The 12,130-nt window shown below is 32.1% G+C and carries 12 protein-coding genes and 1 pseudogene; 12 read left to right on the forward strand and 1 reads right to left on the reverse strand.

The genetic code is table 11. The features are described from left to right. Positions 1 to 119: 119 nt before the first annotated feature. From IPP08_12085 to IPP08_12140, 12 genes and pseudogenes are all read left to right on the forward strand, one after another. Positions 120 to 1,550: a hypothetical protein gene (locus IPP08_12085; GenBank protein ID QQS66480.1), complete on the forward strand. Its 1,431-nt coding sequence runs from the start codon at positions 120 to 122 to the stop codon at positions 1,548 to 1,550. 359 nt (positions 1,551 to 1,909) lie between these two features. Further along, on the forward strand, positions 1,910 to 2,254 hold the full coding sequence (locus IPP08_12090) for a hypothetical protein (protein ID QQS66481.1): 345 nt from the start codon (positions 1,910 to 1,912) through the stop codon (positions 2,252 to 2,254). Between the two features lie 157 nt (positions 2,255 to 2,411). Then, positions 2,412 to 2,975 (forward strand): hypothetical protein, encoded by a 564-nt coding sequence (locus IPP08_12095; GenBank protein QQS66482.1) that lies wholly within the window; start codon positions 2,412 to 2,414, stop codon positions 2,973 to 2,975. 417 nt (positions 2,976 to 3,392) lie between these two features. Further along, positions 3,393 to 3,890, forward strand: a complete 498-nt coding sequence (locus tag IPP08_12100) for a hypothetical protein (GenBank protein QQS66483.1) — start codon at positions 3,393 to 3,395, stop codon at positions 3,888 to 3,890. 92 nt (positions 3,891 to 3,982) lie between these two features. After that, complete coding sequence (locus IPP08_12105) at positions 3,983 to 4,633, forward strand: T9SS type A sorting domain-containing protein (GenBank protein ID QQS66484.1); 651 nt, start codon at positions 3,983 to 3,985, stop codon at positions 4,631 to 4,633. 136 nt (positions 4,634 to 4,769) lie between these two features. Continuing rightward, the gene (locus IPP08_12110) at positions 4,770 to 5,012 is read left to right on the forward strand and encodes an S-adenosylmethionine:tRNA ribosyltransferase-isomerase (GenBank protein ID QQS66485.1); all 243 of its coding nucleotides are present in this window, start codon (positions 4,770 to 4,772) and stop codon (positions 5,010 to 5,012) included. Between the two features lie 320 nt (positions 5,013 to 5,332). Beyond that, entirely contained in the window at positions 5,333 to 6,442 is a 1,110-nt protein-coding gene (locus IPP08_12115; GenBank protein ID QQS66486.1) for a hypothetical protein, read from the forward strand. A gap of 94 nt (positions 6,443 to 6,536) precedes the next feature. Further along, positions 6,537 to 6,830, forward strand: a complete 294-nt coding sequence (locus tag IPP08_12120) for a hypothetical protein (protein QQS66487.1) — start codon at positions 6,537 to 6,539, stop codon at positions 6,828 to 6,830. A 14-nt stretch (positions 6,831 to 6,844) separates the two neighbouring features. Beyond that, positions 6,845 to 7,042, forward strand: coding sequence for a hypothetical protein (locus IPP08_12125; GenBank protein QQS66488.1), 198 nt, complete (start codon positions 6,845 to 6,847; stop codon positions 7,040 to 7,042). Positions 7,043 to 7,166: 124 nt separating this feature from the next. Continuing rightward, entirely contained in the window at positions 7,167 to 8,033 is an 867-nt protein-coding gene (locus IPP08_12130) for a hypothetical protein (protein QQS66489.1), read from the forward strand. An 80-nt stretch (positions 8,034 to 8,113) separates the two neighbouring features. Then, on the forward strand, positions 8,114 to 9,331 hold the full coding sequence (locus IPP08_12135; GenBank protein ID QQS66490.1) for a T9SS type A sorting domain-containing protein: 1,218 nt from the start codon (positions 8,114 to 8,116) through the stop codon (positions 9,329 to 9,331). A gap of 333 nt (positions 9,332 to 9,664) precedes the next feature. Continuing rightward, positions 9,665 to 10,675: pseudogene (locus tag IPP08_12140) on the forward strand (transposase). Positions 10,676 to 10,959: 284 nt separating this feature from the next. Here IPP08_12140 and IPP08_12145 read toward each other — a convergent pair. After that, positions 10,960 to 12,072, reverse strand: a complete 1,113-nt coding sequence (locus IPP08_12145; GenBank protein QQS66491.1) for a DNA adenine methylase — start codon at positions 12,070 to 12,072, stop codon at positions 10,960 to 10,962. Between the last annotated feature and the right edge of the window lie 58 nt (positions 12,073 to 12,130).

A 12,130-nucleotide genomic window follows, 5' to 3' on the forward strand; every position in this document is an offset into this window, starting at 1 on the left:
ACCGAACCCACAATGCCACAGATAAACATAAAAGGCTTACCAACATTACCAAAACAACTTAAAGTAAAATAGAGATGAAAAATTATGTAGGATTAATTTTCTTGTTTCTACTGCTTTTTATGAATAAATGTAATGGGCAGAAGTTATTATGGGAGAAGCATTATATAGCAGATACTACAGACCTAATGCCATGGGATATGATAGAAACCGAAGATGGGCAGATTGCTATATTAAAAGTTATCTATGGTGCTTTACAAGGCTTATTGGTATTAGATAAGAATGGGGATTCGATATACACAAAAGAGATTCCAGTAAAGTATCATCCTTCAAAAATTGATGTAGATATGTATGTAACGGGTTGGCGCATAAATGAAACATTAGATAATAATTTGATAGTAACTGGTATACTGACTACATTTGGTTTTGATAATAGTGGATATATTTATTACAGGAAGATGAAAAAAGGAGATGGTGAGTTAATAAGTGATCTGTGGTATCTGCCAGGCTACCCAGCCGGGCATGATAGGTTCGCCTCTGAATACGTCAGTGGGGTTTATGGACCAAGTTGTGTGTATAATAAGTTTTCAAATACATTTTCATTTTTTTGTGGCTACGATGCAGAGTTTACTAAAAGTGATTCAACGGGCAAAGTATTAAACAGGGTTCTGCATGATGAGCTACAAGAGAAAGATAAACTTTTTTATACTCAACAATTAATCCTAACGCAAGATGGAGGATATATCGGGAGTTGTAATTATAAATTCAAAGATGTGTATCAAAGTTTTGTAGGAACACCTGTAATAGTTCGGTTGGATAGTGTAGGTAAATTGTTATGGAAGACCACCATTTATGATTCAAACTATTATTTTGTATGTTGGGATATAAAAGAGACAAAAGATGGTGGCTGTATAGCCTTAATAAGCAATGATGTAGCTAAGAACTATTATTTGTATAAATTAAATAAGGTAGGGGAAATAGAATGGCGAAAGGAATACAGACCTAAAAAGGAATACCGGATATTACCGAACACGGTAATAGAGGATAAAAACGGTGGTTATACAGTAAGTTGTAAATTTAAAGATAGTATAAATTACAGGTATTTTATATCAAAAGTAAGCCAATCAGGGAAAGAGGAGTGGAATTACGAATTAGATACAATGCGGGGTAATTATTTTGGTTATAGTTTTATTCAGCTTAAAGATGGGAACTATTTGTTAGCAGGAGAAAAAGAGAAAGGTCATTTGTATGTAGCAAAAATAGAGCCGTTAAGGTTAGGAGTTGAAGAAGAAAATAAATTGGTAACTATAGGAGGTATTAATTTAAAGAATGATAGAATAGAGTTTGAATTAGGAAAGTCGGGAGATGTGGAGATAGAAATTTCAAATTCAATTGGAGAAAGGATTAAGAGTTATAGGTTTGAGAAGATGAAAGTGGGTAAGCAGGAGTTCAAATTGAATCTGAATGAGTTTACATCGGGAGTGTATTTAGTTCGTATTAGGTCTGAATTAAGTGGTAATTGGAGCGTTGGAAAGTTTATGTTAACAAAGTAAAAAGAATTAAGAACAAAGGGGCAGAAAAAGCCTCTTTGTTCTTTTGAATATTACAGAATAGCGAATAATAGCAAATACAAGTATAAAATAGTTGGGTTTTGGTAACGAATGTATGATAGAAGAAGCAGAATTATATTTGCAGAGATTGTAAAAAGCAATTTCAAGATTCATATAAATATAGAGGGGCGGGATTATGAAGTAAAACATCTCATAGTTGGCTACTGCGTAATTCAGGGATAAGTGATATATCCACAGTTTTACGTGTTATACCAAATGTAAGGATAAAGTAGTCTAATGATAAATCTTGTAAAGCGCATAAATACTTGTTTATACAGCAAATAGATAAAACCTTCTGAAACTTGACAAGAAATAAAATAAAAAAAACAAAATGGGATTATTTTAATTCAGGATTTGCAGGAATACAAGAAGAAGACAGAAACATCAATAAACAACAAAATTTTAACAAAAGAATGAAAGAAAAGAAATTTTTTAGCTTTATTACAACATTACTTTTATTAATGTCGGTAGTAATAACCACTAAAGCGCAATTTGGAATGCCACCCATTAATATGGCAAAAAACATTTCTTCTATAATAAAATTGATGGCAATTTTATCTATTACAGTGCTGATTTTCTCAAGTAACAGCAACTACTCGAACCTTTATGCAGGTTGGCGGCAAGCCCACCACAGACTCAGTCTATGACCCCATTGGGCTACCAGAACCAATACTTACAATTAATTGCGATAGTGTTGGCTGAAGTGGCTGCAATGTCGATTCTTCTACTTTTAAATATTATGACCCACGTTACCCCGGCTGTGAAATAATTGCTCATTGTTGGTATCGTATTTGCGGTGATAAAATGTCCATTTATGTAAAATGGATTGAGGTTCATGTTAATAGCTTGCCTGGCTTTCCAGATAGTTGCAGGGTTGTAAAAAATGATGTAGATAGAATTATACGTGAAACAGATTCAATTACACATTTGAGTGGTGTTTCTGCCACTAATTATAGTAATGCTATAAGAAATTATTGGAAGTTTTTTAAAGCCATGAGAGATGCCGCTTTCTTAGGAATATCAACAGAAGATTTCAAACAAGGCCTACAAGGCAATAGAGGAACTACTCCTAAGCAATGGAAGGACTTATACGACTGTAATACTGGGTATTCAAAATTCAAAAGATATAGGAATGTTCAGGGCGAATGTATGCAGGTTGTTTCAAAGAACTCAGCAACGAATACAATTGTAAGCTACAACTCTTGCGGGGTAACTTGTTGCACAGAGGAATATGATATATGTTATGACCCAAGTGCGCCTAATTCAATGAGAATTACTAAAGTTGTGAAATCAGGTGATTTGAGTTCTTGGATACCACCAGCTTGTACAGGTGCAATTAACCCAATACTACCAGACCCCGACTATTAAAATTTTACCCTGCATCAATTGGTGCGAACCTACACCTACACATAACCCGCCGCAGATTAGTGATTTAGAGCAAATTGATGTTAAGAGAATTAAAATCAAAACTGGCTCAACAAATAACAAAAACAGAACAAATAATCAGAAATAGAATTATTAATTAATTCTATTTAAATTGCAAATAAAATGAAAATTATTAAAATTTTTCTTACCTTTTTGTTTTGCATTTTAGCATCATCAAAAATTATATTTGCGCAAACTAATATTTGGGAGAAGAGATTAACTTTCTCTTCTCCCAAAGTTAGGGATAGCACATTCAAAGGTAAAATCATCAAAGAAGATAATTTAGGTAATTACTATACCTATTTCTTTACTGATAAATATGTAAATGGAATTTGTCGAATTAATCATGATGGTGTTAAATTGTGGGACAACTTATGGGAACCTAAACTTTATCATAATAATGATGGGACTAAGGTAGAAAGGCATAAATTTATAACATATTTAGATATAGGTAAAGAAGATAATTGTAAAACTGTTGGGACACTTCGTTTGCCGATGTTTTCAGATTACCACACAGGTGATTTTTATTTTAAAGGATTTACAAATAATGGTATTACAACTCAAGAATTTTTTTCAGATACCCTTTCTACCCCCATATACTTTGGTGGTAGCCCTTCTTTTGACAAACTACATGATGGACTTATTTGTGGGTCTGAAAACTATGATGAATTAGAATTAATTCGTATAGACGGCAACAACAAACAAGTATGGAAGAAGAAAATTAAAGACCCCAAATACTACCACGATGACCCACGCATAAAGCGGGCTAAGAATGGTGATTATGTGGTTTATGTTAGCTTGGTCTTTCCGGGTTATTCCCCAACAGGTATTACCAAATTAATTAGAACTGATAGCTAGGCAATACCAAATGGACAAAATATATTTATAGAAAAGATTCCGCTTCAGTAACCGAAGATTTAATTTTAACAAAAAATGATGAGATAGTTACTTTGAGTTATATCGTTTTTTTAAACAAAGAAGGGCAAAAAAGTGTAATGACCCAAATTGTTAAAGTAGATTCAAACGGTAATAAAATTTGGGATAAATTATATTCAACAGACAAGAATTTAACATGGGGGAAGTGTATTGCTGAAACCAAAGAAGGAGGCTTTGTAATTGGTGGAGAAGTTGGAGATGAATGGAGTAGTAATTTTAATTTGAGGGATTTATACTTGCTTAGGGTTGATAAATTTGGCAATCAAATATGGGAAAAACATTATGGAAGCAGTATTGAAGAAGATATAATAAACGACATAGAAATTACAAAAGATAATGATATAGTAGTTACTGGAAGTTGGGGTAGAGATTTATATATTGCTAAATTTAAAGATGATATTTTAAGTATAAAAGATGGGTTTGTAAAAAACAATTTTTACATAATCTCCCCCAACCCGGCAAGCAATTACTTTACAATTAATAGCGGTGGTCAGGGGGCTCAATACCGCATAGTTAATGGGCTTGGGGAGTTTCTATGCAGTGGCGTTTTATCATTCAATCAGACCAAAATTTCAATAGAGAATTTTAGTAGCGGAGTTTATTTTGTAACTGTAAAAACTGGTAACAATGTTTTTACTGAAAAGTTGGTGGTTGTAAAAGAGTAAAGTAAATAATTTCAAATCTAAAAAGCCGAGTATTCTGTTTATCACTTTATTCGGCTTTTTATTTTATGCCATTTGTAAAATTCCTTATATCGTTAAAGCCCATATTTATGAGGCATACAGCAGGGTGCTAAAGTTTATGCAGGAAAATAACATCTCCGAAATAACAGGTGAAACCTCATTGATGATATTACCACAATATAAAATAAAAAGTTGCAAGCGGTTAGTAACAAATTTCCATCAGCCGCAAAGCACACTATTACTGCTTGTGGAATCAATTCTTGGTGGTGTAGGGTATTGGAAAGAAGTATACAAATCGGCATTAGAAAATAATTACAGGTTCTTGAGCTATGGGGATAGTTCTCTGATAATTTGTGAGTGAAAAAAATGATAAATGAATTTTTTAACAATTCATTTTTTACTAGCACAGCATTTTTTTTTTTTTTAATTTGTCTTTGCCTTTCCCGAGGGCTTTATTTTTTAGCATCTAAATTATTAATTCTTTTTTCCAATTTATGAAAACTATCTCAATCCTTATCCTTGTCTTCTTAGTCTCTCTTCAAAGACCCTTCGCTCAAGGTCAGCGTATGATTGTATCAGCGTGAATACATCAGATGTTCAGAGCGGTAGTTATTTTGTTGAGTTGATTCTTGATAAAAAAATATCAACGCAAAAATTGATTATAAAGCATTAATATGTAGTATGAAAATTATTTTGTTTAGTATTGGTTATTTAATTCTAAATTTATTTATATTACACACCACCGCTTATGCTCAAGATTGGGAGCAAGTAGGTAAGTTAGATGGCTCTCCAATTAGCATCACATTTGCTGATGACAATGTGGGTTGGGTAGCTGATGAAGAGGGCAAAATCTGGAAAACTATCAACGGTGGCAAAAACTGGGATATTGTATTAGATAAGAAAAAGATAGGTTTTCATAATACATGGACTATGATAAAATTCATAGATACAGCACAAGGGATATTTTTTGGTTTTGATGAAGCGGATAGCCTATATTTAGCCCGCATATATACTTCAAAAGATGGTGGTAAAAACTGGAGTGAGGCATTAAAAGATACAATGAAAAATTTTGAAATTCCAAAGTCAATCATAGTTGTAAATAATTCCATTATTGGTTTGTTCAGTAAATCATTGTATAAAACAGATAACTGGGGTAAGTCATGGAAGAGATTTACCCTCCCAAATGGAAATTGGTATTCTATCACTTATACAGACTCCTTAAATTTATGGGTAGCCGGTGAGTTGGGTAGTTTGCAGGAGATAAGAGAATATATAATTCATTCAACCGATGGTGGATTAACTTGGGAAGATAAATATGATTTCTATCGAACTGATTACGACAAAATTCAGAGGGTTAATAATACTATATTTGCAATTAGCCCAGTTGGTATGATATACACAAAAAATAACGGGAAAAATTGGAGGTTATTTGAAGATAACCTAAATGCAAAAAATTTTCCTAATTTTAATGACCTTATAATGTTAAATGAAGATGTAGGTTATATTGCAGGGTTCCATTCAATAGTAAAGGTCTCTGTTAGCCAAGAAAAATTTTCAAGCACAGAAATAACCCCATATTTAGGTTGGATAAATTACATTATTAGCTCCCCATCAAAACGATTCATTTGGGCATTTACCTATAATGGGTATGTCTATAAGCATGAAGAAAAAATTGTTTCATTAAGGGAAGTTCAAAATCAAAAGGCAAGTATTGTATATCACGAACAAATCATAAAAATTTCGTTGCCAGGAAAAAATATAAATGGTCTGATAAAAATTTATGTCAAATAATGCGGAACACGGAACACGGAACACGGAACACGGAACACGGAACACGGAACACGGTAACGTTTTTACTAATAAAAATGTATTAAGAAATAAAGTTGTGAAGTCTAACTGCACAACTTTGGTAACTGACAAAGAGTTCAAGCAAATTACAGTTTATTTAGCCCGTAAGTTGAGTTCAATGTTAAGATGCTCTGCGCTTAATGATTATATTCCCGATGCAATTAGTGAAAGTGTACTCCTTTATTTAAAATATGCAAATGAAGATGTTAAAAGTTGTCCAAAGAAATCTTACAGTTATCTATTCAAAATAGCAATGCAATGTATAAGCAAAGAAAATACGGTAAGGTCAAGGTTAAGTTTAGTAAAATTAGATAAAATGAGTAATGTTTAAATTTATCATACACCATGAAAGAGTATGATAAATGCGACTTAGAGAAATTTCTAAATAAGTTAAGCCCAAAAATAAAACAGGTAATCAAAATGAAAATAGAAGGATATAGTCCAAAAGATATAGGAATAAAGTTAGGACAAAAAACAGCAACAATAAACAGAGCATTAGAGCGTGGAAAAGTGATGATTAGAGAAAAATTTAAGATGAAGTAAAAAAATATTTTTAGGTGATGTCGCATTTTGTGGGTAAAAATACTTTATGTGGTTGGAAATACTTTGCAAAGTCTCCCACAGTGTATTTTTAATTATTAACTAAATCCTAAAAATTTTTTTCCTTATGAAAAATTTAAAAATTATTTGTTGCCTTTTATTGGCAATGTTTGTTGTTACGATTATTTCGGTTACTGAATTGAACGCTCAGGCTACTCCTTGTACTCCTGATTGCCCTGGTAATACATGGACAAATTTAGCGAAAATTATACCTGCACCAGGCTTTCCCGGTTGTAATTTACTAGTTTTTTACTCCATTAGAACAGCTTGTACCTTTGCGCATAGAGATATTCAAATTACTGGCGTTTCTGCAATGGCGGGTAGTGCTTGCGCCCCTTATCTAACATTTGTTGCAGGTTTAATTGCAGCAGCAAATGGTCAGATGGAAAGCTACACAAAACAGTTGCATAACTACATAGAGCAGGCACTACTTGATGTTGAATTTGATAGGTGGTATAATGACACGACTGTTTCACAATCAGATAAAGATGAAGCTATGTGCGATCCTAATAGACCAGAGCATGGAGTAGAAAGGTGGCGGATAATTCGTGGTTCATGTAAAATAGCTGATTATTATTGTGATAACCACGGAGTAACCCAAATCAAATGGGTTTCTTGCCCTGGTAGTGCTTGTTGCTTGAAGAAATTAATCGTCTGCTATGATCCTGTAACAAAACATGTTACTATAATTTCATCTAGCAATGTGAATCCTTCAATTCTTACCTCTAAGTGTGATACTACGCTCCCAAGTAATTTGACAAGACCACCTTTAGAAAATGAGGCATGTTTCTATGTATGTGATGATGAAGTTCCAAAGGCAAAGAAGAAAGATATTGAAATAGGTGAAATTAATAATAAAGCTAAAAGCATAGATGATTTAGCTAATAGCAATATTGTATCTACAAAGCCAGTAACTAACACAAACAATAAATAAATTTATTAGCTCCCATCTTCAGAATAAAATTATGAAGATGGGTGTTCTTTAATAATATTAATTTCCAAAAAATAAAAAATATGAAACCAGTTCTAATCATACTAATCGCTTTCTCGTTTATAATTTTAAGCGAATCATATTCCCAACAGCAAGGAGTTTGGGAGGAGATAACCACTCCACAAGATGATAACCATTGGATAGGTTTTATTACAATTATTGGCGATAGGCTGTATGTTGGTAGTAGTGGGCAGATATTTTATACAGATGACTATGGTAAAAAATGGAGTGAAATACCTCACCCCGAAGGGACAAATGATATACGTAATATTCAGTTTATAAAAGGTAGGTTGCTCATAAATGACGATGGCTATAAAAATTATATTTCATCTGATACAGGCAAAAGTTGGGTAAAGTTCAGGTCGCCCTCTTTACCAATTTATTATGAAAATAATTTGTATGATATATATGATTATATTTTACGTTCATCAGATTTTGGCAAAACATGGGATACATTATCTAAATTCCCTTTGAGTATTCGGAGTGCCGAAGAGAGGATAATAGATTCAAAGGGAGTTTTTATAGCAAGGGATTACAATGGAAACTTAGTTCGTTCCACTGATAAAGGTATTACTTGGAAAATTGAAAGTAAGGAATCTTATCAATTTTTGACATCTTTGGGCGACTACGTTTTTGGATATAATTTACGGGACTACAAGCTATATCGTTCGGGCAATTCAGGGGTAAGTTGGGAAGTTACAAGCCTTGAAAAAATATCACAGTTAGATTTGAAAACATTTAACAATAAAGGGGGAATTATTGCGGCAAATAAGTATGCACTGAAGCCAAAACTACCACCTATTGCAATTTCAAATGATTATGGGCTAACATGGAGCAGAATAGACAAATTACCACCAATCGCTGATTCAACTTTTTATGCAATGGAATATGATATTGATAACAAAACATTGTATTTGTCTAATAACCGTCTATTTAGGCTTAAAGCAGATTTTAAGGGTGTAAATGAAACAGCAGTCCAATTGTATGATGTGAGTTTGTTTCCGAATTACATAAGTGGTAATTCATTAAGCAGGTTGAATTTTAAATTAGATAATGTAAGTAATGTAAGAATAGAACTAATTAATTGTTTGGGTAAAGAGATAGAGTTATTGAAGCAAGGCAAATTAGAGCCGGGAGATTATACAATAAATATACCGGTTGAGCTTTTAAGTGGAATGTATTATGTGATAACCGAAATAAATGGGAAACGTAAAACTGAGAAACTAATTATTGAAAGATGAAAAATGCTTAAACTAAAATAATGAGTGTATGAGATAAATTGCAGAGTTTTTCATCATAGAAACAAGTATTTATGCGCATCACAGGGTTTTTCTGATGACAAGTTGTAAATTAATTAGTTACCTTTCATCTTAAAAAAGTAAAAATATCATCGTGATATTACGATGATATAGGAGGCATTATCGTAATATTGCGATAAAAAAAATATCATTATTTGTTTAGTTTCATAACGTTGTTGATGGCATCAGGGCAGTCCATGTAATTTAGTAAGACTAAAAAAACGAAGGACTGCGTTCATAAAATTGATTATTTTTATTTACCAAAATTAAAATAATATGAAACAATCTTATCATTCTAATGCCGTTTCAAATCTAAGCATAAGACAACTAATCCAAAAGGATAATCTTTCAACAAATAAAGAGTTATCTAATAGGTTTGGAACTTCTACACAAACTATTTCAAAATTGAGGAATAGAGAATTTCAAACAGATTCTTTCTCTGCACCAGTTAAAATAGAGTATGCCCTAAGCGAATTAGAAATGACTTTAATTGTTAGCTTGCGAATGAGTAGTTGGCTACCTTTAGATGAGGTTCATGAAGCCTTATTGCGTCATAATAGCCGTATTAGTAGAGCATTGGTGTATAGATGTTTTGTAAAAAACAATATCAACAGAGTGCCTGAAGTTGAAAAAGAGAAAGCGAAAGAATTTAAAGCATACGAGCCTGGCTACTTACATATTGACGTAACATATATGCCAAAATTCAACAAAGTAGGTTCTTACTTAAATGTAGCAATAGATAGGGCTACAAGGATAATGAATTACAAGATTTATGATAATAAAACATCAAATAATACAGATTTATTTTTCGGTGAATGTATGTCATTTTTTCCCTTTGCCATCACCCATATATTAACTGATAATGGACTTGAATTCACGAATAGACTAATCAATAGTAAAAAGAATAAACTCTGCACAAAACCTTCTTTATTAGATATAAAATGTGCTACAAACAACATTGAGCATAGATGAACAAGACCTTCAACGCCAAAAACGAATGGGATGGTTGAAAGGGTTAATGGAACGATTAAAACCAATACGATATTAAAATATGAGTATCCTAACAGAGTGGCTTTAGAAAAAGAGTTATCAGACTTTCTAATCTTCTACAATCTTCATCGAAGGCATGGCTCATTAAAAAACGAATTGAATGTTAAAACTCCTTTCGACGCACTTGAAAAATGGTTCACATTGAAACCTGAATTATTTATTATTTCACCGGCACTATTTAAAATTAATTTGCACTCACATGTAATCTATTTTCATCAACAACCTTCTGAAAATTGACAATTTATTACAATGAAAGACCTCATTAGAATATTAGGAACCATACCCCAAATTTTATTCATCTTTCAAAACAACTTTAAAAACCGATAGATTATGTAAGAATATTTTTTTTAAATACACTTTGTTTTGAAATCTAGTTAAGGGCTAAAAATTGAATTGTAAACTAGTACTTGAATTGACTAATTAAACTATATACTTTATTTAAGTCAAAGTATATAGTTGTTAAAAAACATGACATTCTAAGCTTTGTTCAATTAATTTCTTGTATCAGCTGTTGTAAGTATTCAATACTTTTCCATTAAAAATAAATACTCTAAATACTTGCCTTCACTATTTATCCATTCATTAGTCCAACGCATCTGTCCCATTACATTTTTCTTATAATTAATTTCAATAACTCGTAATAAATTACCTGACGAATTTATAATATCAAATAATTCTTCTTTATTTGCCCTTCCCCCTGAACTATAAGACAATAATATGTATTTTGAATTAGTTTCATTTATTAGTTTTTTAATAGCTTGGATAGCAATAAAATGCCCGTTTTCATCTTTTCTAAATTCTTCAAAAATTGAAGCTGCAACCTTATCTCGCGAATCTTCCCTTCGGTTTACCTTTCCAAATAACTGAGGTTTATCATTTAAAATAACAGATGTCCATATATGGTAATATGAGTTATAACGAACTCTACTTGGTGGCATTTGTTCATTGTTAGAGCCATAAGGAGGATCAAAATAAGCTAAATCATAAGTTTTACCCTTTATTGTTTCAAAAATATCACCTTTTAAAACTGTATTTATTTTACTGTTTGGAAACAATAATGGTACTTGTAATTTTAAATCGTTGTAAGATCTTGGAGACCATTCTGCAAGATATGCAACGTAATGACCTAAAGTGCTATCTACCGAATCCAAAGCTAGAATAAGACTTGTAAGAGCAATTGATTTCTCGATTTCATTCAAATTAAGTTTTTCAATTTCATCTCTTATAACATCAAGTTTCATTGTGTTTTTCAATTGGAAGGGCCTTTTTTCAAGATTTTTATCTGAACCACCATAATGTTCTGAAAACCATCCTTCGTAACCATTTAAATTGTTAAGATGCTCAATCAATGATTCATAATCTTTGGGGGGTTTTGTATTAAGTAAGTATGCTTTTGCCAAAGTTTCTGACCAAACAGAAATGTCACTTGATGTTGTATTAAAACCTGCTTTTGCAAAGGCTTGCGACACTCTTGTTGAACCACTGAAACCGTCAAGTACATTTTCAACTTCTATTTGAGAAATTATATTAAAAATATGGGGAAGTATCTTTAGCTTTGACCCCGCATACTTAATACCCTCTGTTTTTGGAGTATAAATTTTTGTATTTCCAGATAAGTCAACCATGCTATTCATTTTTTTAGTTTTAAATTATCTATGTCCTTTAGCAAGATTTCGTTTAATTCTGCATTTC

It is taken from the genome of Chlorobiota bacterium, assembly GCA_016700335.1.
GTDB lineage: Bacteria > Bacteroidota > Ignavibacteria > OLB7 > OLB7.